This is a genomic window from Massilia sp. H6 (assembly GCF_024802625.1).
Lineage (GTDB): Bacteria > Pseudomonadota > Gammaproteobacteria > Burkholderiales > Burkholderiaceae_D > Telluria.
The window spans coordinates 2498393-2525103 of the sequence record NZ_CP103371.1 but is presented as its reverse complement, the minus strand read 5'-3'; the positions used below and the strand labels follow the sequence as shown (position 1 = coordinate 2525103).

Here is a 26711-nt window from a genome sequence, read left to right as displayed (position 1 = left end):
CTATTGCGACGCGGCTGGTTTCTTGGGGGTGTCTGGCAGTGAATCGGCTATGCCGTTCTCGGGCGCCTGGCCGACGCGCCGGGCTTCGTCGGAATGCTGGTCGAGGCTGACTTCTTCGGCGACGTCGAAGCGGCCGTCTTCAGCACCTCCCTCGCCCGGGAGCAGGTTGTCGGAGCGCTGGTCCTGTCCGCCTGCTGCGGCGGGATTGCCCGATTTTGGGGTGGTGTGGTCCGCTGTTGCCATGGTGTACTCCTGTTGACGATTGTTCATGCCACATTATCGCGCCGCACCCGGCCAGCAGGCGCACGCTAGCCTCACTGGTGACGAAGTCTGGAAAGTTCTATTGTCGTTTGACGTTCATCAAAGGTGCTCGGCTACAATGTGGCCTTGCTTGCTTTTGATGTTCCCGACATGCTTCGACCTATCCTGGCGCGCCTATGGCTGGCGGCGGCCTTGCTGCTCTCCGGCGCCGCCCATGGCGCCGGCTGCCCCGTCCATTACCTGGACGGCCGCGCACCCGAGATCCGTCACGCGAAACTGGCCGAAGCCACGCGCGAACTGTGCTACGACGAGTTCGGCGTGATGCATTCCGGGGTCACCCGCACCGCGCTCTGGTCGGCCGAATTCTTGCACGCAGAGCAGATCGACGCGGCCCGGGGACTCGAGCGCGACAACGCATTCCATGCCGAGCCGCGCCTGCCGCGCGCCCACCGCGCCGAGCTGTCCGACTACGCCCGCAGCGGGCTCGACCGTGGGCACCTGGCGCCGAACGGCAACATGCCGCACCGGCGCGCCCAGCGCGAGAGTTTTTCGCTGGCGAACATGGTGCCGCAAGACCGTGAGCACAACCGCCATATCTGGGCACCGATCGAAGGTGCGGTGCGCAAGATGGCCAAGCGCGAGGGTGCTTTGTACGTGATCACCGGCCCGGCTTTCCTGGGCACGAAGCTGCGCAAGGTTGGCAATGTCCTGGTGCCGAGTCACCTGTACAAGGTGGTCTACAGCCCGCGTCAGAAAGCGGCCGCCGCCTGGTTCGTCGAAAATCGCGGCGCGGCGCCGATTCATACCATTCCGGTCGCCGAGCTCGAGCGCATCGTCGGCATCGAGCTGCTGCCGTCCTTGACCCAGCGCCAGAAGGAACGCATGCTGGCGCTGCCAAACATCCGCCAGCGCAAGACCCGACCCTGACCCATGGAGCTGACATGACGCGCAAGAACACCTTCACGCCCTATGCCAACGAAGCCGACGTCATCGAGATCGGCAACCTGATGCTGGAAAACCGCGTCGACCGCATCACCGTGTCGGGCGACGTCGACCTGACCGCCGACCAGCAGGGCTTGCGCGACGCCCGCCGCCTGCACCAGGCGCTGGCCGCCATCGTTGCCGCGCTGGAGGCACGCGACTTGCCCGAGCAGCTACCGCCGCCCGAGATCGGGTTCGTCGCCAATCCGTTTAGCTGAGGGCGACGCTGGCGTTAGCTCGCCGTCCTTTTTGCTTAGTAAAATTCCAGCAGTCAACGGTGTGCAAGGCCCATGCCGATTCGGGTAATCTGGTTCGCTCTCATGCAGCGATTCCGAGGAGCCGATCGATGTCCAGTAGTACCCCCGAGCAGCATGACCAGGATGATCTGCGCATTCCCGTGATCGAGGAGCAGCTCGCCGTCGGCACCCGCGTCGTCGATGCTGGCCGTGGCGTGCGCATCCACAAGACCGTTTCGGAACAGCCGGTCACCATCGACGAGCAGCTGGCGCACGACGTCGTAGAGGTCCGGCACGTCGCGGTCGACCGGATCGTGGCGGCCGGCGAGACGCCGGCCAACCGTTACGACGGCGACACGCTCATCATCCCCGTGCTCGAGGAAGTGCTGGTCGTCGAACGGCGGCTTCGCATCATAGAAGAGCTGCATATCAGCCGGACCCGGCATCACGAACGCCACCAGGAAACCGTGCCACTGAAAGTGGAACGCGTGGACGTGGAGCGCTTCGACGAGGCTGGCAATCCACCGGTGTCATGACATCATCCCTTTCGGAGGAACGACCATGCAACATACCCTTGTAGCCGTTTTTGATAACCGCACCGACGCCCAGAATGCCATGAACGAGCTGTTGTCCTCGGGTTTCTCGCGCGAAGAGGTACGCCTGTCCGGATCCGATACCGGTTCGGCCAGCACCACCGCGAGCGACACCGACACCGACAGCGGCTTCGGCAGCGGCATCAAGAATTTCTTCAGCGACCTTTTCAGTGACAGCGACGAGCATGTCGACCGCTATCAGGGTGCGCTCAGTAGCGGCAAGAACGTCATCACCCTGACCGCCGATTCGCTCGACGAAGTCGAGCGTGCAGCCGATATCATCGAAGGCTTCGGCCCGGTCGACATCGACGAGCATGCGAGCGGCACTGGCGCCGGGGTGCCGGGCGCGATGCTCTCGGGCAGCCAGAGCGGCATGTCCTCGTCGTCGATGTCGGCCCAGTCGGGCTCATCCGGGCAGCAGGGTTCGCTGACGGGTTCTTCGCTGCAGCGTGATACTTCCAGCCACATGGGCGGCGCCGGATCGGATGCCGCGCGCTCGAATGCGACCCAGTCGATTCCGGTCGTGGAAGAACAGCTAAAGGTCGGCAAGCGCGAGGTGCAGCGTGGCGGTGTGCGCATTTTCTCGCGTGTCGTCGAAACCCCGGTCAACGAAACCATCGGCCTGCGCGAGGAACATGTCGACGTCCAGCGGCGCCAGGTAGACCAGCCGCTCGATCCGCTCGATAGCACGGCGTTCAAGGAGCAGACCATCGAAATGCGCGAGACCTCTGAAGAAGCCGTGGTCGAGAAGTCCGCGCGCATCGTGGAAGAAGTCACGATCGGCAAGCAGGTCAATGAACGCCAGGAGCAGATCAGCGATTCGGTGCGCCACACCGAGGTCGACGTCGAACAGCTCGGTACGACCGGCACGCAAGACCGCGACAGCGAATACCGATCGCATTTCCAGAGCCACTACGGCAGCACGGGCGACCGCTATGACGACTACGCGCCGGCCTATGGCTACGGTTCGCAGATGCGCAGCGATACCCGCTACAAGAACCGCGGCTGGGCCGAAGCCGAGAACGACCTGCGCACCGACTGGGAGTCGCGCAACAGCGGCAAGGCCGGATCGACCTGGGACCGGATGAAAGCTGCCGTGCGTCATGGCTGGGATCGCATGACCGACGACGACGACAGCAGCAAGCGCTCGTACTGATAAAGAACATCGGCGGCCTGCAAGGCCGCCCTAGCTCGCGCGAACGGCGCCCCGGTATGAAACCGGGGCGCCGTTTTTCTTGCGCCTACGCCAATTGATGTGTTCGCAAGCCGGCGCGCGCGCGACCCCGTGATCCGTACGCGGCAGTCGCGCGCGCGCCGCGCCGGGTTTGGAGTAATCTAAAACCAATCGCCCAGCTGGGAGGGCGGGTGTCCGGCACGCTGCCGGCGCAATGACAATCACTATGACGGAGGACTGACCATGCAACACACGCTAGTAGCCGTGTTCGACAATCGCAACGACGCCCAGAATGCCATGAACGAACTGCTCGCGTCGAGCTTCACCCGCAACGAGGTACGCCTCTCGAACGCCGACCCGACCGGAATGACCGACAGCGTCACCGGCAGTAGCGAACCGTACACCAACGATGGCACCGGCGAGGGTATCGGCGCCAGCATCAAGCACTTCTTCACCGATCTGTTCGGCGCCGATCACAGCGAGCGCGCCAGCCGCTACGAAGGTGCGGTGACCCGCGGCCACCATGTCCTGACCGTCACCGCCGACTCGCTGCCCGAAGTCGAACGCGCCGCCGACATCGTCGAGCGCTACGGGCCGACCGACATCGACGAGCAGGCATCGGGACCAGGATCGCACAGCGCCGGCGCCATGGGCCTGGCCGGTTCGCAGGAGTCGATGCGCATGAGCGGCGCCGGCGGCATGCAGTCCGCACGCCCTGTGGCGCAATCTGGCCAGCCAGGCGTGGGCCAGAGCCAGCAGCTCGACAACCCGGGTGATCCCCAGTTGTTCGCGCAGCAGTCGCTGCACCAGGCCGAGCCGATGGGCCAGACTTACCAGGAGCCTCAGGGCTCGAGCGGGCTGGGCGCCACCGGCGCTACCTCGTTCCAGGGTTCGACCCTGCAGGATAATTCGGTCCAGGGTTCCGCGCTCGAAGGCTCGGCCAAGCAGGGCAGCCTGTCTGGTTCGCAGCAGCGCGACACCCGGATGGGCGACAGCGTGGGTGGTGATATGGGCGGCGGTATGCGCTCCACCGAAATTCAGCGTGGCAGATCGCGCATTTATTCGCCGTCGGCAGGCGCGGGCCTGAGTCCAGGCCTGGACTCGAGCAGCGCTGCCGGTGACGACGATAGCCACTACCGCAGCCATTACGAATCCAACCTGAGCAGCTCGGGCGATGATTACGACAGCTACAAGCCAGCCTACTCGTTCGGTAAAGAGATGCGCAAGAGCGAGTTGTACCGTAACCAGCCGTGGGACGACATCGAGGGCGACATGCGCCGTGGCTGGGATTCGCGCATTGCGGTCGGCACCGGCTCGGGCAGCGCATCGGGCAGCGAGGGTATCGGCGCCACCTGGGACAAGATGAAGGCGGCAATCCGCCATGGCTGGGAAAGCATGACTGGCGAACATAGCGCGGTCTCGACCTCAACCCCGTACTCGACCTCAGTGCGCAGTGCCGGCAGCGATGACGACGACAGCGCCTACCGCAGCCACTGGAACGCCAACTACAGTGCCGCCAGCGAGGGCGCGAGCTATGACCAGTATCGGCCTGCTTATTCCTACGGTGCGGACATGGCGCGCAGTGAAAAATACCGCGGACGCCAATGGAACGAAGTCGAAGGCGAGCTGCGCTCCGACTGGGACGCGCGCCATGGCGGCAACGAGCAATCGACCTGGGATAAGATGAAGCTGGCGGTGCGTCACGGCTGGGATCGCATGACCTCCTGATCGCCACGGTAGCTGGCGGTAACCGCATCGGCGCCCCCTCGGGCGCCGATTTTACTGGCGAGCCTGACGCGACACCCCGGCAGCCCGCTAGGCGGCTTCGCTCAACGGCAAGCTGATCCGGTTGCGGCCGAGGTGCTTGGCACGGTACAGGGCAGCGTCGGCGATCGCCACCAGCTCGCTGGCATTGCTGTCGGGCCCGGCGATGGCGGTGGCGGCGCCGATCGACACGGTCACGTGCCGGGTCGGCGAGGTGCAGGGCAACTGCAGTTGCTCGACGCGGCAGCGGATGCGTTCGGCGACGATGGCGGCACCCTTGAGCGACTGATTCGGCAGGATCACGGCGAATTCTTCGCCGCCGTAGCGGGCGACCAGGTCGTTGGCACGCATCTCACCAGACACCGCCCTGGCAATGCGCTTGAGGCATTCGTCGCCGCCCAGGTGGCCGTTGGCATCGTTGTAGGCCTTGAAGTTATCGACGTCCACCATCAGCAGCGACAAGGGCTGACCCTGGCGCAGCGCGCGTGCCCACTCGGCATGCAGGGTATCGTCGAAGCAGCGGCGATTGGCCAGGCCAGTGAGGCCGTCGCGCGTGGCCAGCTGTTCCAGCGCCACCTGCGCCATCTTTTCATCGGTCAGGTCGCGCAGGGTTTCCACTACGGCGGTGAGCTCGCCGTCCGCATCGTAGATGGCACTGGCGTCTGCGGCCAGGTAGCGCCGGCGTCCGGCGCGCGGCATCTCGAACCAGCTCTCGAGGCACAGGCTTGCCGCTGCCCCCTCGGGGGCGCAGCGCGGCAATATCTGGCGCACCTCGTCGGTTCGGTTCTGCAAGACCAGGTCGGCCAGGGTAGGGCGGCGATGCTCGTAGAAGCTGCGCCAATGGTCGCTGGTGCCCAGGATTTCCCGCGCTGCCACGCCGGTCAGCCGTTCGCAGGCGCGGTTCCAGATCATGACACGGGCGTGGCGGTCGAGCACGAAGACCGGAATCGAGATGGTCTCCATCAGTTGACCGACGAAGGTCTCGTCCTTCACGAGTGCGGCGGCGGCCGGCACCTTGATGCCTGCGCTGGTGTTTGTCGATCCGATCATGATATCCCCTGCGTTCCGGTTGGCAGCCGAAATGACTGCCAACAGGAAACGATTTTGCTACCGCAGGTGGTCGTACTTATTGATTTAGAGCAAAAATCCGCATTGCTGCCGCTTTGCCGCGGGAGCCCGCCCTACCGGCAGCGTCACCGATAGCACGGTTCCGCCACAGCGTCCGGCAGCCAGTCGCAGGCTGCCGCCCAGGGCCTCGAAGCGTTCACGCATGCATCCGAGTGCGCTGTCGCCGCCAACCGCAGGCAGGGTGGCCAAGCCGGTACCGTCGTCCTCGACCACCAGGGTGATCTCGGTAGCCGCAGCGGTCAAGGTGACGCAGACCGTGGTGGCATGCGCGTGCTGCGCCACGTTTGCGAGCGCTTCTTGCAGCGCGCGCAATAGCACGGCGTCGACGGCACGATCGCGGCACGCCCCGTACAGCGGGTCGGTGCCAGCGTCGAACCGGTAGTCCAATCCGTGCAGGCGGGCGAATTCGGCCAGATGGCGCTCGGCCGCCTGGCGCAGGCTACTGCCGGGAGCGATCGGACGCAGGCCGGCCACGATCGCGCGGCTGGCCTTGACGACCGCATCGAGATTGGCGATTGCTGTGGTCAGCTTGTCGTGCACCCCGGGCGAGGTGCCGCGCACCGCGGCCTGCTGCAGCGCCAGTTCAACCCGCAGCGACAGCAGCCGGTGGCCGAGTTCTTCGTGGAGTTCGCGTGCGATGCGGCTGCGTTCCGATTCGCGCACGGTTTCCTGTCCATGTACCAGCCGGCACAGCACTTCGTGATTGCCGGCCAGCGCGGTTTCAAGCTCGGCATGGGCGCCGCGCTCGGCCTCGAGCTGCTGTTCCAGCGCGCGGCTGCGTTCTTCTGCGGCCTGCGCGCGCCGCTGCAGCAGCGCAGTCATTGCCAGCGCCGCCACGACCACCATTGCCGCCGCCACCAGTTCGGGCGCGGCGCTACGCAGGGCGAGCGTGGTCGCATCCCTGGCCAATGCCGGCGTGCCCGCGCCAAGGACGGCGAGCGCACCCGTCCGCGCCGCGATGCCGGCCAGGCGGCAGATAAAGATTGATGGGGAGTTCGTCATGGCTTCCTTCTTACTCACGTTCGGAACATTCCTCATGAAGGTACATCGGAGTCCGACGAATAACATTGTCGGTTCTCAATGCATGAACGCTACATGGGGCCGTGGCCGTGAGCATGCCGGGTGGCGCCGCTGGCAAGGTCGCGGCGCGGCAGGCTATAATGGAAGGTTGACGAGAGGCTTAACGTGACTTACAGCATCAAAGAGATCTTCTACACCCTGCAGGGAGAAGGCGCCCATGCAGGGCGTCCGGCGGTGTTTTGCCGCTTCTCCGGTTGCAACCTCTGGAGCGGTCGCGAGCAGGATCGCGCCACCAGTATTTGCCGCTTTTGCGACACCGATTTTGTCGGCACAGACGGCGAGCGTGGCGGCAAGTTCCGCGACCCGGCGGCGTTGGCGGCCGAGATCAACGGCCTGTGGCCGGTCACGCATGCTGCCAGCAAATACGTGGTTTTCACTGGCGGCGAGCCGCTGCTGCAACTCGATCGCGCCCTGATCGATGCCATGCATGCGCATGGATTCATGATCGCCATCGAGACCAATGGCACGCTGCCAGTGCCGCAAGGGGTCGACTGGATTTGCGTCAGCCCGAAAATGGGCGCCCCGCTGGTGGTCGCCAAGGGCAACGAGATCAAGGTCGTCATCCCGCAGGATAGCCAGGACCTGGCCGCCTACGAAGAGCTCGACTTCGAGAACTTCTACCTGCAACCGATGGACGGCCCGCTGGCAGCCCAGAATACCCGCCTGGCGATCGAGACCTGCCGCGCCAATCCCAAGTGGAAGCTGAGCATCCAGACCCACAAACTCCTCCAGATTCCCTAGGAATCCCACCATATTCTGCAAAGCTGCAATGTTGACCATTACCCGCAAGCTGGAATTCGATGCAGGTCATCGCATTCCCGACCACAAGAGCCAGTGCCGCAACCTGCATGGCCACCGCTACACGCTCGAAATCACCCTGACCGGTGAAGTCATCGACGCCGAAGGCAATTCCGACAATGGCATGATCATGGACTTCTCGGATGTGAAGACCCTGGCCAAGCAACACCTGGTCGATGTCTGGGACCATGCCTTCCTGGTGTACGAGCGCGACGACAAGGTGCGCGAGTTCCTGGCCTCGCTGCCCGGCCACAAGACCGTGGTGATCGACTGCATCCCGACCGTGGAAAACCTGGCGCGGGTCGCCTTTGGTATCCTCAAGACGGTGTTCACCGACCGCTACGGCACCGGCCTGCGGCTGCACAAGCTGGTGCTGCATGAAACCCCGAACTGCTGGGCCGAGATCCTTGAATCCTGAGCAGCTGCCTGCGCCCGGCCTCGTAGCCGATCAAGGTTTCATGCAACTGGCACTCGAGCAGGCCCGGCTGGCCTGGGCTCAAGGTGAGGTGCCGGTTGGCGCGGTGGTGGTCAAGGATGGCGAGGTAATCGCGGTCGGCTACAACCAGCCGATTGGCAGTCACGACCCGACCGCCCACGCCGAAATCGTGGCGCTGCGCGCCGCGGCCGACAAGCTCGGCAATTACCGGCTACCCGGCTGCGAGCTGTATGTCACCCTGGAGCCGTGCATCATGTGCTCGGGCGCGATGATGCATGCGCGCCTGGCGCGCGTGGTGTACGGGGCTCCCGATCCCAAGACCGGGGCCTGCGGATCGGTGCTCGACCTGTTTGGCCACGCCACGCTGAACCACCACACCACGGTGGCGGGTGGCATCATGGCAAACGAAGCGGGCAGCATGCTCAAGGCCTTCTTCGCGCAGCGCAGGGCGGCGGCGCGCATGCCGCCGCGCTAGCCAATCGCAGGGCCTTGTGCCGGATCGGTTGCGCTGCAGCGGCGGGCGCCCGTCTCATGGCGAAAGTGGTATGCTCGATGCAAGCCGCAGCACGCGGCAAGCCCATGCCGTTGCTGGCCTCCATGCCCATGCCCACGCTCAACGCCAACGGAATTTGCCTAGCCTTCGATACCGCCGGCGATCCCAAGGCCGTGCCCTTGCTGCTGGTGCACGGCCTGGGCATGCAGCTATCGAACTGGTCCGACGAATTCGTCGATGGACTGGTGGAACTTGGCTTTTATGTCATCCGGTTCGATCATCGCGATAGCGGACTGTCCACCAAGTTCGAGCATGCCGGCATGCCGAGCTTGCCGCTGGCGCGCTTCAAGGCCAGGCTCGGCTGGCCGGTGCATGCGCCTTACTGCCTCGACGACATGGCCAACGACGCGATCGGGGTGCTGTCCGCGCTCGGCGTGGCACGCGCTCATGTGGTGGGTGTGGCGATGGGCGGCATGGTCGCCCAGATTCTCGCCGCCCGTTTTCCGCAACGCGTCCTTAGTCTGACCTCGATCATGTCGAGCAGCGGCCGCCGTGGCTTGCCGGGGCCGGCAAAAAAGCTACGCAAGCTGCTAACGCGCCGCCCCGGCGATCCGACCGACATCGACAGCATCGTCGAGCACGGCATCGACCTGATGCGCGCCATCGGCAGTCCTGCCTACCCAACCCCGGAGCGGCTATTGCGCCGCGATGTGGGCCGCTCTGTGCGTCGCAGCTATTGCCCCAGCGGCGATGCGCGCCAGATGGTGGCGATTGCCGCGTCAGGCGACCGCTGCGCGCTGCTGGCCAGCATCGTGGCGCCGGCCCTGGTGATCCATGGCGCCGCCGACCCTTTGGTGCCGCTCGCTTGTGGCGAGGATACGGCCGCCCGCATTCCTGGCGCCCGCCTCGAAGTCATCGAGGGTATGGGCCACGACTTGCCGCCGCAACTGGTCGAGCGGCTGCTTGCCTTGATCGACGCCCACGCCAGGGGTAAGATGTTGCCGGATTCGGCACCCCGCTTGTTCGTCAAGCAATAGCCGTCAAACAGACATCGTCAAACAGTGATCACCCAACAAATCGGCATTGCCATCGTGGCCCCGGGCGGCCAGGCGCTCGACCCCTGCGCGGTCGAGCGCGCCATCGCCCGCCTCGAGGCCCAGGGTTGCCTGGTCCATAATTATTACGACCATGCCCGCATCCACGAGCGCTTCGGCGGCACCGACCAGGGCCGCCTGGCCCAGCTGCACGCCGCGGCAGCCGATCCGGATATCCAGCTGATCATGGCGCTGCGCGGCGGCTATGGCTGCACCCGGCTGCTGCCGCAGATCGATTTCGAGGCGATCGCCGCCAGCGGCAAGCTGCTGGTGGGCTTTTCCGACATTACTGCCATCCAGATGGGCTTGATGGCCCGTACCGGCGCTGCCAGCTATGCGGGCCCGATGCTGGCCGGCGATTTCGGGGCGCTTGACCCGGTTAGCTTCACGCTTGACGACTTCTGGCGCTGCCTGGCCGGGCCGACCCATACCATCAACCAAAGCGCTACCGGCAACCCCTGTATCGAAGCATCGGGCACCGTCTGGGGCGGCAACCTGGCCATGATCTGCTCGCTGCTGGGCACGCCGTACTTTCCGCAGATCGAGGGCGGTATTCTCTACCTCGAAGACATCTGCGAGCACCCGTACCGGATCGAGCGCATGCTGCTGCAACTGGACCAGGCCGGCGTGCTGGCGCGCCAGCGCGCGCTGGTGCTGGGCGACTTTTCAGGCTACAAGCTGGGCGCGAACGACAATGGCTACGACTTCGATACGATGCTCGGCTACCTGCGCCGCACGCTGCCGCTGCCTATCGTGCAGGGTCTGAGCTTTGGCCACATCGGGCGGCGGGTGACGATACCGTTCGGCGCCCAGGGCCGGCTGGTCTCGCGCAGCGACGGCTTTACGCTGGGCCTGTCCGATTACCCGACGCTTCCGACGCTGACCAGCGCCAGGTGCGGCTGATCCGCGCGGCGGCGGCGCATGGTTCGCCCCCTCGCGGCGGCGATGGTAAAATGCACGGTTAATCGATCACACCGCTTTTAAAGGTTTCTCAGTGCTATCCACAGCCAATATCACCATGCAATTCGGCGCCAAGCCGCTGTTCGAGAATATTTCCGTCAAGTTCGGCGAAGGCAACCGTTACGGCCTGATCGGCGCTAACGGCTGCGGCAAATCGACCTTCATGAAGATCCTCGGCGGCGACCTGGAACCATCGGCTGGCAACGTCAGCCTCGACCCGGGCGAGCGCCTCGGCAAGCTGCGCCAGGACCAGTTCGCATACGAAGACGTGCGCGTGCTCGACGTGGTCATGATGGGCCACACCGAGCTGTGGAACGCCATTTCGGACCGCGACGCCATTTATGCCAATCCCGACGCAACCGACGACGACTACATGCGCGCCGCCGAACTCGAGGGCAAGGTCGCCGAATACGACGGCTATTCGGCCGAAGCGCGCGCCGGCGAACTGCTGCTGGGCCTGGACATCGCCGGCGACCTGCACCAGGGACCGATGAGCGCCGTGGCGCCGGGCTGGAAGCTGCGCGTGCTGCTGGCCCAGGCCCTGTTCTCGAATCCGGACATCCTGCTGCTCGATGAGCCGACCAACAACCTGGATATCAACACGATCCGCTGGCTCGAGGACGTGCTCAACCAGCGCAACTCGACGATGATCATCATCTCGCACGATCGCCACTTCCTGAACCAGGTCTGCACCCACATCGCCGACATGGACTACGGCACCCTGAAGGTGTACCCGGGCAGCTACGACGACTACATGCTCGCCTCGACCCAGGCCCGCAACCAGCAGCTGTCGAACAATGCCAAGGCCAAGGAAAAAGTCGCCGAACTGCAGGAATTCGTGCGCCGCTTCTCGGCCAACAAATCCAAGGCCCGCCAGGCCACCTCGCGCGCCAAGATGATCGACAAGATCAAGATCGAAGACTTCAAGCCGTCCTCGCGCGCCTATCCGTTCGTGCGTTTCGAAGGCGAGAAGAAGCTGCACCGCCTGGCGGTCGAGACCGAGGGCCTGACGAAATCCTACGACCGCACGCTGTTCAAGAATTTCTCGATCATGATCGAGGCTGGCGAGCGGGTGGCGATCATCGGCGCCAACGGTGCCGGCAAGACGACATTGCTGCGCTGCATTGGCGGCCAGGAGATCACCGGCCTGGGAGCCGACCATGGCCGCACCAAGTGGGCCGAGAACGCCAGCGTCGGCTACATGCCGCAAGATCCGACCGAAGAATTCCCGACCGATGCGATCCTGACCGACTGGATGGGCCGCTGGACCAAGGAAGGCGACGACGATCTGGCCGTGCGCTCGATCCTGGGGCGCCTGCTGTTTGGCGGCGACGAGGTCAAGAAATCGGTCAAGGTGCTCTCTGGTGGCGAGAAGGGCCGCATGATGTACGGCAAACTGATGCTTGGCCGTCACAACGTCATGCTGCTCGATGAGCCGACCAACCACATGGACATGGAGTCGATCGAGTCGCTCAACATCGCCCTGGACAAGTACGAAGGCACCCTGATCTTCGTGTCGCACGACCGCGAATTCGTGTCCTCGCTGGCCACGCGCGTGCTCGAAGTAAAGGAAAACGAGATCATCGATTTCCGCGGCAACTACGAAGAGTACCTGGAAAGCCAGGGCATCGACTGATGTGCAGGGCGGACGGCTGGGTTGCGAGCACGTGATTCGTGACCAGTCGACCCTGGGGCAGCACTAGGAGACCATCCATCCCATGATAACCATACCGATCAAGACCTACGAATACGACCACCCGCAGGCCGGCCTGGCCTGCACGTCCGAGGCCTGGGCGCGCACGCCGGCTACGCCGACGGCCGCCGAAAAAACCGAGCTCAAGGAGCGAATCCGGCGCCTGCTCAAGGAGCGCGATGCGGTGCTGGTAGCCCACTACTATGTCGACGCCGACCTGCAAGACCTGGCCGAGGAAACCGGTGGTTGCGTGTCCGACTCGCTGGAAATGGCGCGTTTTGGCCGCGATCACCCGGCCCGGACGCTGGTTGTGGCGGGTGTGCGCTTCATGGGCGAATCGGCCAAGATTCTCAGTCCCGAGAAAACCATCCTGATGCCGGACCTGGACGCAACCTGCTCGCTCGACCTCGGCTGCCCGGCGGACGAGTTCGCGGCCTTCTGCGACCAGCACCCGGACCGCACCGTGGTCGTGTATGCCAACACCAGTGCCGCCGTGAAGGCCCGCGCCGACTGGATGGTGACGTCGTCGATCGGGCTGGACATCGTCAGGCACCTGCACGAGCAGGGCAAGAAGATCCTGTGGGCCCCCGACCGCCACCTGGGCGCCTGGATCCAGAAGCAGACTGGCGCCGACATGCTGCTGTGGCAGGGTTCCTGCCTCGTGCACGACGAATTCAAGGGCGTGGAGCTCGACCTGCTGCGTGCCGAATTTCCTGATGCCAAGGTGCTGGTGCACCCGGAGTCGCCCGCCGCGGTCGTGGCCCAGGCCGATGTGGTCGGCTCGACCACCCAGCTGATCAATGCGGCAGTGAACCTGCCGGCGACCACTTTTATTGTCGCCACCGACAACGGCATCTTGCACAAGATGCGCATGGCGGCGCCGGGCAAGCATTTCATCGAGGCGCCGACCGCCGGCAACAGCGCCACCTGCAAGAGCTGCGCGCACTGCCCGTGGATGGCCATGAACGGCCTGAAAAACCTGGCAGACGCGCTCGAATTCGGCGCGCGCTCTGGCAGCAATGAAGTGCATGTCGACCCCGAGATCGGGCGCCAGGCCAAGCGCGCCATCGACCGCATGCTCGATTTCGCCGCAGCCAAGAAAGCCCAGGCGCTGCCGAGTGGCGCGCTCGAAAATAACGCCAGCTTGTTCAATGGAGTAGGTCCGGCATGACGACCCTGCGTAATCCCCACAACGCCTTCGACGCCAAGCTGCAGGCCAGCTTCGAGGCAAATATCCTGGCTGCGCTGCTCGAAGATGTCGGCACCGGCGACCTGACCGGCCTGCTGGTGCCGAACGATACCCGGGTCCAGGCACGCGTGATCGTGCGCGAAAGTGCGGTGCTGTGCGGCGCCCCCTGGTTCGAAGCCGTGATGCTGGCGGTCGACCAGGACATCGACATCGACTGGAAATACGCCGAAGGCGACATGATGACGGCCGATTCCGTGGTCTGCACCATCGAGGCCAATCCGCGTTCGCTGCTCACGGCCGAACGGGCCGCGCTCAATTTTATGCAGCTGCTCTCGGGCGTGGCCAGCGCAACCCGTCGATACGTCGACCTGATCGCCGGCACCGGGGCGGCCATCCTCGACACCCGCAAGACCCTGCCGGGCCTGCGCCAGGCGCAGAAATACGCGGTGCGCGTCGGCGGCGGCAAGAACCAGCGCATGGCGCTGTACGACGGCATCCTGATCAAGGAAAACCACATCGCGGCAGCCGGCGGCGTGTCCAGGGCGCTGGCCGCGGCCGATGCGCTCGCGGCGGGCGTGACCGTGCAGATCGAGGTCGAAACCATCGAGCAGCTACGCGAAGCCCTGCAGGCCGGCGTCAAGTCGGTCTTGCTTGATAACTTCGACCTGGCGCAGATGCGCGAAGCCGTTGCGGTCAATGCCGGCCGCGCGCTGCTGGAGGCATCCGGCGGCATCAATATGGACACCGTGCGCGCAATCGCCGAAACTGGCGTCGACCGCATTTCGATCGGCAGCCTCACCAAGGACGTGCGCGCGACCGATTATTCACTCAGGATCTTAGGCTGATATGGACAATTCAATGGACTGGAACAGACTGCGCCTGTCGACCGGCGCCCGCATCTTCTGGCTGATGTTCGGCCTCGTGCTGGGGGTGCCAACGCTGCTGAGCGGCGTCGGCACCGGCAGCACGGCCGACCTGTGCTTCGGGGCCGGCATGATCTTGGTGGGCGTGCGCGGTTTCCTGCGTCCGGTCATGTTCGGCAAGGCGCTGCGGATGGAACAAGATCCCAAGACGGCGCAAGTGTCGATTGGCTCCCCAACCCTGCATGGCGCCCTGTCGATGGTGATCTTCATCGCGCTGATGGCGGGAATCGTGATCAGGTACATGATGAACGATTGAGCGATGTGGCCGCCGGCTCAGGCGGCCGGCGCATCCGTCTCACCCAGCTCATCCGGCTCATCCGCGCCTAGCAGGGCGGCCACCTGTGGCAGCAGCTGCTCGGCCGAGGCTTCCAGCTTGAGTGCAATCAGGTGATCCGCGCGGGTGCGCCCGAGGTTGACGGCGGCAATTGGCTTGCCGGTTTCGGCAGCAATGCGGCAAAACCGGAAACCCGAATACACCATCAGCGACGAACCGACCACCACGAGCGCATCGGCCGCCTCCATGCGCGCCAGCGCATTGCTGGCCCGATCTGGTGGAATGCCATCGCCAAAGAAGACGACGTCCGGCGTCAGTACGCCGCCGCACTGGACGCACCAGGGCAGGTGAAGCGCGTCGAGCGCGCCTGGCTCGATCGCGGCATCGCCGTCGGGCAGGGCCCTGGCCGAGATCTCGTTCAGAGCGGCGGCCAGCTCCGGGTTGGCGTCGTTGAGCAAGGTCTGGACGAAGGCGCGCGAGAATTCGGCGCGGCAATCGAGGCAAACCACCGTGTGTACGTTGCCGTGCAATTCGAGTACCGCAGCGCTACCGGCGCGCTGGTGCAGGCCGTCGACGTTCTGGGTGAGCAAGGAGGCGATCCGCCCATGTTGCTCGAGCCTGGCCAGTGCGCGGTGGCCGGCATTGGGCAGCGCGCGTGCCATGATCGGCCAGCCGACCATGCTGCGCGCCCAATAACGCCGCTGCACGTCGGGCGAGCGCCGGAACTCCGGTCCCTGGATCGGCAAGCGCCCGCGCCGCACGCCGTCGCGGTCGCGGTAGTCGGGAATGCCCGATGCCGTGGACAGGCCGGCGCCGGTCAGCACCAGCGCGCGCGGATGCTGTTCCAAAAATTGCGCCAGGGCCGCAGCCTGGCTGTGCTGCTCGCCGCCTTGCGCCATCGCGCACACTCCCACATTCTTTGACAGGCTAGGATCCTATCATTCATGGCGCCGGCAGCGGAACACGGTTCCGGGCCTGCAGCAGCAGGGCAGGGCGGTGCAAGCCCTGACCGGGACGTGGCCTGGGTAAAAAACTAGCGGCGTGTCGGTGTCAGCACGCTCGGCAGCGCCTTGGGCAGGGTATCCGGAAAGTCGCGTGAATAATGCAGGCCGCGGCTTTCATGGCGCGACAACGCGCTATTGACGATCAGCGATGCCACTTCGACCAGGTTGCGCAACTCCAGCAAATCGTGGGTAATGCGAAAGTTGCGGTAATACTCGTCGATTTCTTCCTTGAGCAGCTTGATGCGGTGCTGGGCGCGCTCCAGGCGCTTGGTAGTGCGCACGATGCCGACGTAATTCCACATGAAGCGGCGCAGCTCGTCCCAGTTATGGGCAATGACTACTTCTTCGTCGGCGTTGGTCACGCGACTTTCGTCCCAGGGCGACAGCGCCGGGCTTTCGCCCGGGGGCGCGGCGGCGATCTGGTAGGCACAGGCACGGCCGATCACGACGCATTCCAGCAACGAATTGCTGGCCAGGCGGTTGGCGCCGTGCAGGCCGGTGCAGGCGGTCTCGCCGACCGCATACAGGCCCGGGATATCGGTGCGCCCCGCCAGGTCGGTCACGATGCCGCCGCAGGTAAAGTGCACTGCCGGCACCACCGGGATCGGCTCGCGCGTGATGTCGATGCCCAGCTCCATGCAGCGCGCATAGATGGTCGGGAAATGCTCCATCAGGAATTCGGGGCTCTGGTGGCTGATGTCCAGGTGGACGTAGTCGAGGCCGCGCTTTTTCATTTCGAAGTCGATCGCGCGCGCGACCACGTCGCGCGGGGCCAGTTCGCCGCGCTCGTCATGGGCCGGCATGAAGCGGGTTCCGGCCGCGCTGCCGGCTTCGGGCGGCAGCTTGAGCAAGCCGCCTTCACCGCGGATTGCCTCGGTGATCAGGAACGACTTGGCATAGGGGTGATACAGGCAGGTTGGGTGGAACTGGATGAATTCCATGTTCGACACCCGGCAGCCGGCGCGCCAGGCCATGGCAATGCCGTCGCCGGTGGCGGTATCGGGGTTGGTGGTGTACAGGTAGACCTTGCCGGCGCCGCCGGTAGCGAGCACGGTGTGCTCGGCTTCGAAGGTCAGCACGTCGCCACTTTGTTCGTCCTGCACATACAGGCCATAGCAGCGCGGCTGGCCGACCAGGTGCGGCGTGCCGCCATGCAGTGCGCCGAGCGCGCCCTTGGCGGTAAGCTTGTCCGAGGTGATGACGTCGATTGCGCAGTGGTGCTCGAACAGGGTGATGTTCGGATGGGCCCGCACTTTCTGTTCCAGCGTGACCTGCACCGCGTGGCCGGTGGCGTCGGCGGCGTGGATGATGCGGCGCTGGCTGTGGCCACCCTCGCGGGTCAGGTGAAAGCCCAGTTCCGCGGTGGCATCGCGGGTAAACGGTACCCCCTGCTCGATCAGCCATTCGATGGCGGCGCGCCCGTTTTCGACGATATAGCGGGTAGCGGCTTCTTCGCACAGCCCAGCGCCGGCGATCAGGGTATCGGCGATGTGCTGGTCGTGACTGTCGGCCGAATCGAGTACCGCGGCGATGCCGCCCTGGGCCCAGCTGCTGGCGCCGTCGAGCAGTGCGCGCTTGGAAATAATCGCGACCGAGCGAGTCTGCGCAAGGTGCAGTGCCACCGACAGGCCGGCCAGCCCGCTGCCGACAATAGCGACGTCAAATTTCATGGAAATGTTGTTTTTTTAAAGAGGCATCACTATAGACGATTTGGACCTTGCGCGCCCGGGGGCGGCAGGCCAGGTCCACGGCGCACAAGGGGGACAGGCACGGGTCAGTGTTCGCGCGCGCACGGATGGCGCCGCGGCCCGGCGCTACCATCGACCCTTCAACTGTCCGAAGAGGAATGCCATGCACGCCAATATTACCCAGGAACACGCCGCCACCCTGACCGACAAGATCGGCTCGATGCGCTTTGCCATGTTCACGACGCGCGACCAGAACGGGCACCTGATCAGCCAGCCGATGACGCTGCAGCAGGTCGATGCGGATGGTGCACTGTGGTTCTTCACTTCCACCACCACCGAATTATGGGGCAACATCGCCCACGATCCCGAAGTGAACATCAGTTTTGCCAACAGCGACGACAGTATCTACGTCTCGGTCAGCGGCACTGCCGAGCGCGTGGTCGACCGCGTCAAGATCAATGCACTGTGGAATCCGATGGTGCAAGCGTGGTTCCCGGCCGGCCCGGAAGACGAACACGTGGTGCTGGTGCGGGTGGGACCGCATGCGGCCGAATACTGGGATGCGAACGACAGCAAGATGGTGCGCATGTTCGCCATGGCCAAGGCCGCGATCACTGGCGAGACCCCGGACATGGACGCCGCCCACGGCACCATCCGCATGTAAGTTGTGCCCCCGGCCACGCTGGAGCAGCCGGGGGGGCGAACGGCTTAAACCGGGGGCAGGTCGCCTGCGTCCTGGTTGCCACCGGTTTCGGGCGTACCGAGACCGGTGCCGGTCTTGCTGGCCTGGTCCGGGCGGGTGTCCTGCGCTCCGCGCGTGCTGTGGGTCATCGCGCTATCGGGCGCTTCGGCAGGCGCTTGTGCAGAGCCAGAAGTCTCGTCCAGCGCTGCGCCGTTGGGTGCATTCGTGGTCTCGCCGGCCTGGTTGCGGGTGAGGCCGTCGCCCCCGCTGCCTCCGGTCTCCTGATGGGTTTCGTGGCGCCGAGTCGCGCCTTGCTGGCCGCTGGTGGCGCCGCCCACGCCGATCGTGGTCGATGCCTCGTCCTGGGATTGTGGCTCACTCATGTCAGTCTCCTTCGGTTGATTCGTAGCGCTGGAACACTGCGCTCTTGCCGCCATCCTTGACCAGCAACACGTCGTACGCATCCTTGCGCCCGCCTTCCATGCCGGGCGAGCCCATCGGCATGCCAGGCACGGCCAGCCCGCGCGCCTTCGGCTTGTCGGCCAGCAAGCGCTTGATATCGGCCGCCGGCACGTGGCCTTCGATCGCATAGCCACCTACCCGACCGGTGTGGCAGGAGCCGTATTCGGCCGGGATGCCGAACTTCTGCCGGTAGTCGCCCGGATCGGCGACATTGTTCGCCTTGACCTTGAAGCCATTGGCTTCGAGATGCTTGACCCATTCCTTGCAGCAGCCGCAATTGGCCGTTTTGTAGACCTCGATCACCGGTTGCGCAGCGCTGGCGGCGAGCGGCAAGGCGAGGAGGGCGGCGAGGGTGGTCTGGCGCAAAAAATGCAGGGACATGGGGGCTCCGGATAACTGGGACGAAGCGACATTATGCCGCAGCATCCGGTTCTCTCGCTTGGAGCGACCGCCGGGCAGTGCTATACTGTATAAAAACACAGTATCGTTATTCTATGCCTGCGTCGTCTCCCAGCTTTACGCCGCTCGACCTCGATCCGCCCGCACCGGACACTTCGCAGCGCGCCATTGCCAGCGTTGCCGCCAGCGTTGCCGCCAGCGTCCGCGGCGCACCGTTTCGTGCTGTCGCGGACGAACCCCTCACGGATGCCAGGAGCGACGTCGAGCTGGCGCGCGAATACATCGGCCACGGCGAGCTCAGCCCAAAATCCATCGCCAACACGCAGAAAGAGTTGTACCGGTTCCTGACCTGGTGCCGCGAAGAGGCGGGCAAGACCTTCGCACAGCTGAGCGTGGCCGACCTGAACGCCTACAAGGAGTTCATCCGTCATCCACCGCCGCAGTGGGTCAGTACAACCAAATGGCCGCGCGCCGACCCACGCTATCGCCCATTTTCCGGTCCGCTCTCCGATGCCAGCCGGCGCCAGGCAATGATCGCCGTCAAGGGTCTGCTCGGCTATGCGGAGCAGACCGGCTACCTGCGCCGCAATCTGGCGCGGTTGGTGCGCAACGTGCGTGCCCCTGCTGCCAGCCGGATCACGCGCTACCTGTCGCCGCAGGCAGTCGCCTTCGCGCTCGATGCGGTAGCCGGGCGCGCCGCCGACACCCCGGCGGCGCAGCGCCAGCGCGAGCGCGACCGCTTCTTGCTGGTGGCCTTTGCCCAGACCGGCGCGCGCCTGAACGAGATCGTCGGCGCGCACATGGGTGCGATCTACAGCGAAGGCGACGGCCGCTGGTGGCTCGACGTCATGGGCAAGGGCGCCAAGCCGCGCCGGTTGCCGGTGCCGGCGGCCATGCTGGCCGCCTACCGCGACTACCGCCAGGCGTTCGGGCTACTGCCCCAGGCCAGCCGCGCCGACCGCACGCCGCTGGTCTTGTCCAGCCGGCGCGAGGAACTCGTGCGCATCACCGACGAAGCGGCGTCCGAAGCGCTCAAGGCGGTATTCCTGGCCGGAGCCGACCTTGCCACAGGCCAGGGCGATGGCGACAGCGCCGCGTCGCTGCGCCAGGCTTCGACCCACTGGCTGCGCCACAGCATGCTCACCAATCACGCCAACAGCGGGGTGCAGCTCAAGACCCTGCAGGATACGGCCGGCCACGCCAACATCGCGACCACTGCCGCCTACCTGCACAAGACCGACCACCAGCGCCACGACGAGATCGTGGGCAAGGGGCCCGGCCTGGCCGAGTAGTCATTGCAGCGCCCTGGGGTGTGCTGTCAGATCGGCAGTTCCGACTCGCCACCGTTCGAACTGCCGAATTCCTGCAGGTCGTCGAGCGTGAGGCGATGCTCATTCAAGGCCCGCACAATCGCCGTGAGCTGGTCAGGATCCGGATGCAGGTAGATGATCCGCTGTTCGAGCTCGTTGTCCCAGAATTTGGTGTAGGGGACATCGGTTTCCTTCATCACCTTGGCGTCGAAGCTGCCGTCCATCATCTCGCCGACCAGGATCACCTTGATACTGTCGGGCGTGCTGTTCTTTACGGTCGTGGCCATGCTCATCCTTTCATGTGATCAGTTTGCATGAAGCACATTCTTACCTACATGCCAGCCCCGGTGCAAATGGCTGGCGTTCAGCAGTGCGCAGCGGGGCAGTGGCCAAGAATGCGCGGTCGGCGCCTAAGGGGCAGGGCGGGTTGTGAAGTAGCGTACATGCGCACGCCGGGCAGGGGGGGGGCGATGCCGGGTGACGCGCGCACCCCTGGCTGTCGGCGAGCGCCCTTGGCGGTTCCATTGGCACCCTGGCCAACACCGCAGCCAAGGCGTGCGACCGCACCAGTTGCGCGCGCAGGGCCCGGAGGCGGCCGCGGCCAGCGCCTTCGATTCGTGATTGCGCATCGCCTGGTGCAGATCGGCGTTGCAAGGCAACAGCCAGGCACCGGCGACCTGCATCGGCGATCTGCACCGGCAACCAGACCGAAGCGCGAGTGTCCGGCACAACCCAGCCCAGGCATGGATGCATGCCCACATTTTTAACTCGACATTAGCATATATATTGTCGAGTAAAAGATGCGGGCACGGGCCGCTGCCGGAACAGGGAGCCGCCTGTAACGCAATTGGCAACGACCCGCGCGGCGACTCGGTCAGGACCGGGCCGGGCCGGCAGCTCGCACATCGCCGCGACCATTGCCCTGGTGCGAACGATTCAGAAGTCGCGGTTGCCGATGGCGATGGCATCGGGCGCTATACCGGCGCCCTGGCATGCTTGGCCAACCGTTCGGCCCATGGGCTGTGTATTTCGATACCCTGCGACTTGGCCGGCAGGCAGATGCCGGCAGCCGGGCGGCGCGCTCCAGCTGCGCTCGGCAATGGTGCCCGCGTCGCACAGCATCATTGCCGCGATGATCTGCGACGGCATCGGGTATCAGGCATCAGGCATCAAGTCTTCGGTGATACCGATGCTATCCACGCGCCTGCAGCTGAACCATAGGCATGGTTCGATGGGGCTGTACCGTGTCGGCGCGATGTATGGATCGCCGACGGCCAGCTTGATCCGCCCGGTTGCTCGGTTTGGAGCGCGAGCGGGCGGGATTGCTGCAGCGTCGGGATTGTTCGATGGTAGCCACTAGCGTTGCCGGCACTGGGTGCGGTAGCGTGCCGGGAAAGACGTCTAAATGGACATTGGCCAGGCGGCCTCCTGGCGAACCGGGAAGGCCCGCGAGCTGTAATAAACAAAGTCGATTTAACATAATATAGATTATGCGGTGTTATGTCCTTTGCGTGGCAAGATGCCGGTTGGCTCTTTCCAGCATGCTCGACCCCAGATTCGCCGCTGTTATTGCGATATCATCACCAGCAAGATAGCCAGCCCATCACCGTCCCGATGACCCAGTTTACCCTGCCGCAGAATTCCTTCCTGCTCTTGCTCGGTCTCGTGACCATGGCGTTCGTCTGGATCCTGTTGCCGTTTTCTGGCGCCGTGTTCTGGGGCATCGTGCTGGCGATCGTGTTTGCGCCCCTGCATGCGCGGCTATTGGCAGCATGTGGTGCGCGGCGCAATACGGCAGCGTTTGCCACTCTGGTGGTGATCGTGTTGATGGTCATCCTGCCAATGACGCTGATCGCGGCGGCCCTGGTGGATCAGGCGCTTGGCCTGTACGCCATGTTCAGCGATGGCCAACTCGACTTCGATGCCTTGCTGCGGCGCGTGGTGGCTGGCTTGCCGGCCTGGGCCGCTTCGCTGTTCGACCGCTACCAGTCGACGATCATCAATACCGTGCAGGAAAAGCTCACTTCCGGCATCACCGAGGCTGGCAAGCTGGCGGCAAGCTATGCGGTCAACTTCGGCCGCAACGCGCTTAACTTTTTCATTGGCATGGCGGTGATGCTGTACCTGCTGTTTTTCCTGTTCCGGGACGGTCGCACCATCGCGGCGCGCATCAAGCGCGCGGTACCGCTTAACTCGCACTACAAGAAGCCGCTGTTCGATAAATTTGAAACCGTCATCCGCGCTACCGTTAAGGGCAATGTGTTGGTGGCGATGGCCCAGGGCACGCTTGGCGGCCTGATATTCTGGTTCCTCGACGTGCCGGGGCCGGTGCTGTGGGCAGTTGTGATGAGCTTCCTTTCACTGTTGCCGGCCGTGGGTGCCGCGATCATCTGGGGCCCAGTGGCGGCCTATTTTTTGTTCACCGGATCGCTCTGGCAAGGCGCGGTACTGGCGCTGTACGGCGTGCTGGTCATCGGGTTGGTCGATAATCTGCTGCGGCCCATGCTGGTTGGCAAGGACACCAAACTGCCGGACTACCTGGTATTGCTGTCCACGATCGGTGGCATGGCGCTGTTTGGACTGAACGGTTTCGTGATCGGACCGGTGATCGCAGCATTGTTCATCGCCGCCTGGAGCCTGTTTGCCGGCGCCGAAGAGTTTCATGGAGAGTAACTATTGGCGTGGGGCCAAGCGTCGCGCAAGCGCGCTGCTATAATCGCCCTATTCTTCAGGAACAACTTTTGCGCCGGATTTTCTATCTCCTCCTGCTGCTGTGCCTGCCCTTGCATGGTTTCGCCATGCAGGGCGGATTGGCGCATGCGCAAGCCCTCCCGCACCACCATCACGACGGCGGCCCGGCTCACTACGACGGGTCGGACGAGTCGCTCGAGCACATGCAAGAGCATTCATGTTCGCCGCACCCGGCTGGATTGAGCCTGCCTTCGCCGATCATTCCCCCCGAGCAGCAGGTCTCGAAGCTCGCGCCCTTTGTCGCCCGGGCGGTACCGGAACCTTTCCTGGATGGTCCCCGCAAGCCCCCTCGCCTTGCCCCCGGCCACGCCGCCGGGGGAAAGCTGGACATCTGAACCAGAGGTGGTCGCGACATGGTCGCGCTGCTACTCGTCGTGGTGATCGTGTTCGAGCGTTTCTCCCAGTGATTATTAACATCACCCGCTGGAGTCTACATGCGCACCTGTCGCCTGTCGTTTTACCTGGTCTTGCCCCTCTGCGTCCTGTCATACGGGGCGGGAGCGGCGTCGCCCATCACGCTCCAGCATGCCGTCGAGCAAGCCTGGCAGCGGGCGCCGGCCGCCCGAACACTTGAAGCGCGCCACGACGAAGTCGCCGCCGAACGCGCGCTGGCTACGTCCTGGCGCGCGTCCGATCCGATCCTGGGCCTGTCCCAGCGCAGCGACCAGGGCGCGCCGGAGCGTGCGCAGCGCGAATCCGAACTCACCATCTCGTCCTCGTTCTGGCTGCCCAGCCAGAAATCGGCACGCGAGACCCTGGCCGCGCGCAGCAGCGATGAACTGGCTGCCCAGTCGCGCGCAACCAGGCTTGCCGTCGCGGGACTGGTGCGCAGCCGCATCTGGGAAGCCGCTGCCGCCCAGGTCGCGCTCGACGAAAAACGGGACCATCTGCATCACCTCGAAGGATTCTCCGACGAGGTACAGCGCCGCGTGAACGCGGGTGACCTGGCACGCAGCGACGGCTTGCTGTATGCACAAGAAGTCCTGGCGGCCCGTATCAATGTTGGCAGCGCCGCCACGGCCGCGGCGCAAGCGCTGGCGCGCTATCGGATATTGACGGGTCTGGCAGATCTGCCGGCGCTGGAGCCCGAGCCCCTGCGCGAACGCGACGCCGCTGCAGATCCCCGCCTGGCTGCCGTCGCGGCTTCCGAGGATCGCGCGCGCGCAGCCCTGGTGCTCGCCCAGGCCACGCGCGCGGCGCCGCCGACGCTCGCCCTGTCGCTGCGGCGCGAAGATGAACGCGCGCTGCGCGAACCGGTGCGCAGTATCGGTGTCGCCTTGCAAGTGCCGCTTGGCAGCGCCGGCCGCAATCGCCTGGCCGAAGCCCAGGCGCGCACGGCCATTGCAACCGCCGCCGCGCAGGCGGCCGAGGCGCAGGCGGCGCTCGGCGTCGAAGCCGACATGGCGCGCGAGCATTTGGCCAGCGCGCGCGCAGCGCTTGGCCAGGCGGGCGCCCGCGCGCGCGCGTTGCACCAGCACACCGCCCTGTTCGAAAAGGCGTTTCGGCTCGGCGAGCGTGGCCTGGCCGACCTGCTGCGCTCACGCGCGCTGACCCATGAGGCCGACGTCGCCGTGGCCCAGCAAAAAGTTGCGCTTGGCCTGGCCCATGCGCAACTCAACCAAGCATTAGGAATCCTGCCATGAGAACCCTGTTACTGCTTACTTTCGCCCTGCTTGCCATGTCGGTGGCCTACGCCGGCCCCGGCGCGCATGGCCCGAACGGCGAACATCTCGACGCCCAGGCCAGCATGGCGGGAGCCGGCCCGGGCGTACCGAGCATCGAAGCCTTCACCGAATCGTTCGAGCTGGTCGGCCACCTCGCCAATGGCGAATTGTCGGTCATGATCGACCGCTTTGAAACCAACGAGCCGGTCCTGAACGCAATCCTCGAGGTCCAGTATCGCCAGCTCAAGGCCAAGGCAAACTTCCACGCCGACGGCGGTGATTACGCCATCGACGACCCTGCTTTTCTGGCCGCGATCTCGCAGCCGGGCACCCACGGACTACTATTTACGCTTATCGATGGCGACGAGAGCGACCTGCTCGAGGGTAGCCTGCAGGTTGGCGCGGCGCGCGAAGATCACGCCCACGAGCATGACCAATGGCGCCCGTGGGGGCTTGCAGCGCTCGGCGCGGCCGGCCTCATTGCGGCAGGGTTCGCCTTACGGCAAAGAGGACGGCGGCGCCAACGCGGGGGGAATCAATCATGAACAAGTCCCCCCACCTGTTCGCTGGCCTGGTGGCCGCGCTGTGTGCCAGCGCCCTGTTTGCCGCGCCGGGCGCCCACGGCCCCAATGGCGAGCACCTCGATGATCACGCGCCAGCTGCCGGCGCGACCCTGGCGCGCCTGCCGGACGGCAGTGTCCACGTGCCGAAGCTGGCGCAACGCCGCATGGGTGTGCGCACGCTCGTCGCCACGCAAGGCGAGCACCCGCTTACCGTCTTGCTCAACGCCCGTACCGCGATCGATCCGAATGCGGGCGGGCGGGTGCAGGCGCCGCTGGCCGGGCAGATCGAGCCCGGCCCGCATGGCTTGCCGGTCGCTGGCCAGCGGGTCGTCAAGGGCCAGGTACTGGCCCGGCTGCGCCCGATTGGCGCGGCGATCGAACGGGGCAACCAGGCCGCGCGCCTGGCCGAGTTGCGCGCCGAGCGCGAGCTTGTGGCCAAGCGGGTGCAGCGCCTGAAGTCGCTCGAAGGCGTGGTGCCGGCCAAGGATATCGAAGCGGCCGAGGCCGCGCTGGCCAGTACCATCGGCCAGGAGCGCGCGGTGGCCAGGTCGATCGGCGGCAGCGAGTCGATCATTGCGCCCGCCAGTGGCGTCATCGCCAGCGCATCGGTGCTCAATGGCCAGATCGTGGAAGCGCGCGATGTGCTGTTCGACATTGTCGACCCGCAGCGCATGCTGGTCGAAGCCTGGACCACCGACGCCTCGATCGCACGCAAGATCGCACGCAACATCGGCGCAGCCAGCCTGGTCGGCGAGCCCGGCGCCGAGCTGACCCTGATCGGGGGCGGGCGCAGTCTGCGCGACGGCGCCCTGCCCCTGAATTTTCGGGTCAAGGGGGCAGCGCTCGACCTTGCCGTGGGGCAGCCGGTGACGGTGCTGGCACGGCTCGACACCAAGGTGAAGGGCATCGCCCTGCCAGCCGCCGCCCTGGCGCGCAATCAGGCCAACGAGACCGTGGTATGGATCAAATCCGGGACGCAGCGCTTCATCGCACTGCCGGTCGAAGCGACCGCGCTCGACGCCGGTACGGTGATCGTGACCAAGGGTCTTAGTCCCGACAACAGGGTGGTGGTGATTGGCACCTCCCTGATCAATCAGATCAGGTGAGCCGC

The 26711-nt window shown here is 65.1% G+C and carries 30 protein-coding genes; 21 read left to right on the top strand and 9 right to left on the bottom strand.

Annotated features, from left to right (window positions below; all coding sequences use genetic code 11):
* Positions 1-243, bottom strand: coding sequence for a hypothetical protein (locus NRS07_RS11265; protein WP_259206879.1), 243 nt, complete (start codon positions 241-243; stop codon positions 1-3).
* 168 nt (positions 244-411) lie between these two features.
* Between NRS07_RS11265 and NRS07_RS11260 the strand changes: the two genes are divergently transcribed.
* The 5 genes from NRS07_RS11260 (at position 412) to NRS07_RS11240 (ending at position 4973) form a co-directional block, all read left to right on the top strand.
* Entirely contained in the window at positions 412-1188 is a 777-nt protein-coding gene (locus NRS07_RS11260; RefSeq protein ID WP_259206876.1) for a DNA/RNA non-specific endonuclease, read from the top strand.
* Between the two features lie 14 nt (positions 1189-1202).
* Positions 1203-1460, top strand: a complete 258-nt coding sequence (locus tag NRS07_RS11255) for a hypothetical protein (RefSeq protein WP_259206873.1) — start codon at positions 1203-1205, stop codon at positions 1458-1460.
* A gap of 128 nt (positions 1461-1588) precedes the next feature.
* Positions 1589-2014 (top strand): YsnF/AvaK domain-containing protein, encoded by a 426-nt coding sequence (locus NRS07_RS11250; RefSeq protein WP_259206872.1) that lies wholly within the window; start codon positions 1589-1591, stop codon positions 2012-2014.
* A gap of 25 nt (positions 2015-2039) precedes the next feature.
* A complete protein-coding gene (locus NRS07_RS11245) occupies positions 2040-3227 on the top strand; it encodes a YsnF/AvaK domain-containing protein (RefSeq protein ID WP_259206871.1) in 1188 nt (395 codons plus the stop codon).
* Between the two features lie 261 nt (positions 3228-3488).
* Positions 3489-4973, top strand: coding sequence for a hypothetical protein (locus tag NRS07_RS11240; protein WP_259206868.1), 1485 nt, complete (start codon positions 3489-3491; stop codon positions 4971-4973).
* Positions 4974-5060: 87 nt separating this feature from the next.
* Here NRS07_RS11240 and NRS07_RS11235 read toward each other — a convergent pair whose 3' ends face one another.
* Entirely contained in the window at positions 5061-6059 is a 999-nt protein-coding gene (locus NRS07_RS11235) for a diguanylate cyclase (RefSeq protein WP_259206842.1), read from the bottom strand.
* Between the two features lie 84 nt (positions 6060-6143).
* Complete coding sequence (locus tag NRS07_RS11230; protein WP_259206833.1) at positions 6144-7139, bottom strand: sensor histidine kinase; 996 nt, start codon at positions 7137-7139, stop codon at positions 6144-6146.
* Between the two features lie 183 nt (positions 7140-7322).
* Here NRS07_RS11230 and queE point away from each other — a divergent pair, with 183 nt between their 5' ends.
* The 9 genes from queE to NRS07_RS11185 all read left to right on the top strand — a co-directional run bounded on the left by queE (position 7323) and on the right by NRS07_RS11185 (position 15059).
* Positions 7323-7958, top strand: a complete 636-nt coding sequence (gene queE / locus NRS07_RS11225; protein ID WP_259206828.1) for a 7-carboxy-7-deazaguanine synthase — start codon at positions 7323-7325, stop codon at positions 7956-7958.
* Positions 7959-7986: 28 nt separating this feature from the next.
* Positions 7987-8433: a 6-carboxytetrahydropterin synthase QueD gene (gene queD, locus NRS07_RS11220; protein ID WP_259206825.1), complete on the top strand. Its 447-nt coding sequence runs from the start codon at positions 7987-7989 to the stop codon at positions 8431-8433.
* On the top strand, positions 8393-8926 hold the full coding sequence (gene tadA, locus NRS07_RS11215; RefSeq protein ID WP_259206822.1) for a tRNA adenosine(34) deaminase TadA: 534 nt from the start codon (positions 8393-8395) through the stop codon (positions 8924-8926). Before queD ends, tadA begins: the two co-directional genes overlap by 41 nt.
* A 128-nt stretch (positions 8927-9054) precedes the next feature.
* Positions 9055-9981, top strand: coding sequence for an alpha/beta fold hydrolase (locus tag NRS07_RS11210; protein WP_259213175.1), 927 nt, complete (start codon positions 9055-9057; stop codon positions 9979-9981).
* Positions 9982-10005: 24 nt separating this feature from the next.
* Positions 10006-10941 carry a muramoyltetrapeptide carboxypeptidase gene (ldcA, locus tag NRS07_RS11205; protein ID WP_259206820.1) on the top strand — a complete coding sequence of 312 codons (936 nt, stop codon included), beginning with the start codon at positions 10006-10008 and terminating at the stop codon, positions 10939-10941.
* A gap of 91 nt (positions 10942-11032) precedes the next feature.
* Positions 11033-12634 carry an ABC-F family ATPase gene (locus NRS07_RS11200; protein ID WP_259206809.1) on the top strand — a complete coding sequence of 534 codons (1602 nt, stop codon included), beginning with the start codon at positions 11033-11035 and terminating at the stop codon, positions 12632-12634.
* Between the two features lie 82 nt (positions 12635-12716).
* On the top strand, positions 12717-13862 hold the full coding sequence (gene nadA, locus NRS07_RS11195; RefSeq protein ID WP_259206806.1) for a quinolinate synthase NadA: 1146 nt from the start codon (positions 12717-12719) through the stop codon (positions 13860-13862).
* Complete coding sequence (nadC, locus tag NRS07_RS11190) at positions 13859-14725, top strand: carboxylating nicotinate-nucleotide diphosphorylase (protein ID WP_259206795.1); 867 nt, start codon at positions 13859-13861, stop codon at positions 14723-14725. Before nadA ends, nadC begins: the two co-directional genes overlap by 4 nt.
* A 13-nt stretch (positions 14726-14738) precedes the next feature.
* The gene (locus NRS07_RS11185) at positions 14739-15059 is read left to right on the top strand and encodes a hypothetical protein (protein ID WP_259206793.1); all 321 of its coding nucleotides are present in this window, start codon (positions 14739-14741) and stop codon (positions 15057-15059) included.
* 17 nt (positions 15060-15076) lie between these two features.
* On the opposite strand, the gene NRS07_RS11180 is transcribed toward NRS07_RS11185, so the two are convergent.
* Together NRS07_RS11180 and nadB are read right to left on the bottom strand one after the other, a co-directional pair.
* The gene (locus NRS07_RS11180; protein ID WP_259206791.1) at positions 15077-15976 is read right to left on the bottom strand and encodes an NAD-dependent protein deacetylase; all 900 of its coding nucleotides are present in this window, start codon (positions 15974-15976) and stop codon (positions 15077-15079) included.
* Between the two features lie 134 nt (positions 15977-16110).
* Positions 16111-17751, bottom strand: coding sequence for an L-aspartate oxidase (gene nadB, locus NRS07_RS11175; RefSeq protein ID WP_259206789.1), 1641 nt, complete (start codon positions 17749-17751; stop codon positions 16111-16113).
* Positions 17752-17932: 181 nt separating this feature from the next.
* On the opposite strand from nadB, the gene NRS07_RS11170 reads away from it, so the two are divergent.
* Positions 17933-18433 carry a pyridoxamine 5'-phosphate oxidase family protein gene (locus tag NRS07_RS11170; RefSeq protein WP_259206786.1) on the top strand — a complete coding sequence of 167 codons (501 nt, stop codon included), beginning with the start codon at positions 17933-17935 and terminating at the stop codon, positions 18431-18433.
* A gap of 44 nt (positions 18434-18477) precedes the next feature.
* On the opposite strand, the gene NRS07_RS11165 is transcribed toward NRS07_RS11170, so the two are convergent.
* Positions 18478-18834, bottom strand: a complete 357-nt coding sequence (locus NRS07_RS11165; protein WP_259206783.1) for a hypothetical protein — start codon at positions 18832-18834, stop codon at positions 18478-18480.
* Position 18835: 1 nt separating this feature from the next.
* A complete protein-coding gene (locus NRS07_RS11160) occupies positions 18836-19294 on the bottom strand; it encodes a DUF411 domain-containing protein (protein ID WP_259206776.1) in 459 nt (152 codons plus the stop codon).
* Between the two features lie 113 nt (positions 19295-19407).
* Between NRS07_RS11160 and NRS07_RS11155 the strand changes: the two genes are divergently transcribed.
* Positions 19408-20604, top strand: a complete 1197-nt coding sequence (locus NRS07_RS11155) for a tyrosine-type recombinase/integrase (RefSeq protein ID WP_259206774.1) — start codon at positions 19408-19410, stop codon at positions 20602-20604.
* Positions 20605-20630: 26 nt separating this feature from the next.
* On the opposite strand, the gene NRS07_RS11150 is transcribed toward NRS07_RS11155, so the two are convergent.
* A complete protein-coding gene (locus NRS07_RS11150; protein WP_259206750.1) occupies positions 20631-20909 on the bottom strand; it encodes a hypothetical protein in 279 nt (92 codons plus the stop codon).
* Positions 20910-21558: 649 nt separating this feature from the next.
* Complete coding sequence (locus tag NRS07_RS11145) at positions 21559-21771, bottom strand: hypothetical protein (RefSeq protein ID WP_259206748.1); 213 nt, start codon at positions 21769-21771, stop codon at positions 21559-21561.
* A 465-nt stretch (positions 21772-22236) separates the two neighbouring features.
* Between NRS07_RS11145 and NRS07_RS11140 the strand changes: the two genes are divergently transcribed.
* The 5 genes from NRS07_RS11140 (at position 22237) to NRS07_RS11120 (ending at position 26706) form a co-directional block, all read left to right on the top strand.
* Complete coding sequence (locus NRS07_RS11140; RefSeq protein ID WP_259206746.1) at positions 22237-23295, top strand: AI-2E family transporter; 1059 nt, start codon at positions 22237-22239, stop codon at positions 23293-23295.
* A gap of 68 nt (positions 23296-23363) precedes the next feature.
* The gene (locus tag NRS07_RS11135) at positions 23364-23708 is read left to right on the top strand and encodes a hypothetical protein (protein WP_259206745.1); all 345 of its coding nucleotides are present in this window, start codon (positions 23364-23366) and stop codon (positions 23706-23708) included.
* 99 nt (positions 23709-23807) lie between these two features.
* Positions 23808-25016 carry a TolC family protein gene (locus tag NRS07_RS11130; RefSeq protein WP_259206743.1) on the top strand — a complete coding sequence of 403 codons (1209 nt, stop codon included), beginning with the start codon at positions 23808-23810 and terminating at the stop codon, positions 25014-25016.
* The gene (locus NRS07_RS11125; RefSeq protein ID WP_259206741.1) at positions 25013-25582 is read left to right on the top strand and encodes a hypothetical protein; all 570 of its coding nucleotides are present in this window, start codon (positions 25013-25015) and stop codon (positions 25580-25582) included. Before NRS07_RS11130 ends, NRS07_RS11125 begins: the two co-directional genes overlap by 4 nt.
* Positions 25579-26706, top strand: coding sequence for an efflux RND transporter periplasmic adaptor subunit (locus tag NRS07_RS11120; protein WP_259206739.1), 1128 nt, complete (start codon positions 25579-25581; stop codon positions 26704-26706). Before NRS07_RS11125 ends, NRS07_RS11120 begins: the two co-directional genes overlap by 4 nt.
* Positions 26707-26711: the final 5 nt, after the last annotated feature.

Bases quoted from the DNA above. Each gene is read 5' to 3' on its own strand.
- NRS07_RS11155 (WP_259206774.1), top strand. From the start codon at position 19,408: ATGCCTGCGTCGTCTCCCAGCTTTACGCCGCTCGACCTCGATCCGCCC.
- NRS07_RS11125 (WP_259206741.1), top strand. From the start codon at position 25,013: ATGAGAACCCTGTTACTGCTTACTTTCGCCCTGCTTGCCATGTCGGTG.
- NRS07_RS11210 (WP_259213175.1), top strand. From the start codon at position 9,055: ATGCCCACGCTCAACGCCAACGGAATTTGCCTAGCCTTCGATACCGCC.
- queD (WP_259206825.1), top strand. From the start codon at position 7,987: ATGTTGACCATTACCCGCAAGCTGGAATTCGATGCAGGTCATCGCATT.
- NRS07_RS11250 (WP_259206872.1), top strand. From the start codon at position 1,589: ATGTCCAGTAGTACCCCCGAGCAGCATGACCAGGATGATCTGCGCATT.
- NRS07_RS11185 (WP_259206793.1), top strand. From the start codon at position 14,739: ATGGACTGGAACAGACTGCGCCTGTCGACCGGCGCCCGCATCTTCTGG.
- NRS07_RS11180 (WP_259206791.1), bottom strand. From the start codon at position 15,976: ATGGCGCAAGGCGGCGAGCAGCACAGCCAGGCTGCGGCCCTGGCGCAA.
- tadA (WP_259206822.1), top strand. From the start codon at position 8,393: ATGAAACCCCGAACTGCTGGGCCGAGATCCTTGAATCCTGAGCAGCTG.
- NRS07_RS11130 (WP_259206743.1), top strand. From the start codon at position 23,808: ATGCGCACCTGTCGCCTGTCGTTTTACCTGGTCTTGCCCCTCTGCGTC.
- NRS07_RS11240 (WP_259206868.1), top strand. From the start codon at position 3,489: ATGCAACACACGCTAGTAGCCGTGTTCGACAATCGCAACGACGCCCAG.
- NRS07_RS11265 (WP_259206879.1), bottom strand. From the start codon at position 243: ATGGCAACAGCGGACCACACCACCCCAAAATCGGGCAATCCCGCCGCA.
- NRS07_RS11245 (WP_259206871.1), top strand. From the start codon at position 2,040: ATGCAACATACCCTTGTAGCCGTTTTTGATAACCGCACCGACGCCCAG.
- NRS07_RS11140 (WP_259206746.1), top strand. From the start codon at position 22,237: ATGACCCAGTTTACCCTGCCGCAGAATTCCTTCCTGCTCTTGCTCGGT.
- NRS07_RS11170 (WP_259206786.1), top strand. From the start codon at position 17,933: ATGCACGCCAATATTACCCAGGAACACGCCGCCACCCTGACCGACAAG.
- NRS07_RS11235 (WP_259206842.1), bottom strand. From the start codon at position 6,059: ATGATCGGATCGACAAACACCAGCGCAGGCATCAAGGTGCCGGCCGCC.
- NRS07_RS11165 (WP_259206783.1), bottom strand. From the start codon at position 18,834: ATGAGTGAGCCACAATCCCAGGACGAGGCATCGACCACGATCGGCGTG.
- NRS07_RS11150 (WP_259206750.1), bottom strand. From the start codon at position 20,909: ATGGCCACGACCGTAAAGAACAGCACGCCCGACAGTATCAAGGTGATC.
- NRS07_RS11145 (WP_259206748.1), bottom strand. From the start codon at position 21,771: ATGCCGTCGCAGATCATCGCGGCAATGATGCTGTGCGACGCGGGCACC.
- NRS07_RS11230 (WP_259206833.1), bottom strand. From the start codon at position 7,139: ATGACGAACTCCCCATCAATCTTTATCTGCCGCCTGGCCGGCATCGCG.
- nadC (WP_259206795.1), top strand. From the start codon at position 13,859: ATGACGACCCTGCGTAATCCCCACAACGCCTTCGACGCCAAGCTGCAG.
- NRS07_RS11160 (WP_259206776.1), bottom strand. From the start codon at position 19,294: ATGTCCCTGCATTTTTTGCGCCAGACCACCCTCGCCGCCCTCCTCGCC.
- NRS07_RS11255 (WP_259206873.1), top strand. From the start codon at position 1,203: ATGACGCGCAAGAACACCTTCACGCCCTATGCCAACGAAGCCGACGTC.
- NRS07_RS11120 (WP_259206739.1), top strand. From the start codon at position 25,579: ATGAACAAGTCCCCCCACCTGTTCGCTGGCCTGGTGGCCGCGCTGTGT.
- nadA (WP_259206806.1), top strand. From the start codon at position 12,717: ATGATAACCATACCGATCAAGACCTACGAATACGACCACCCGCAGGCC.
- nadB (WP_259206789.1), bottom strand. From the start codon at position 17,751: ATGAAATTTGACGTCGCTATTGTCGGCAGCGGGCTGGCCGGCCTGTCG.
- NRS07_RS11260 (WP_259206876.1), top strand. From the start codon at position 412: ATGCTTCGACCTATCCTGGCGCGCCTATGGCTGGCGGCGGCCTTGCTG.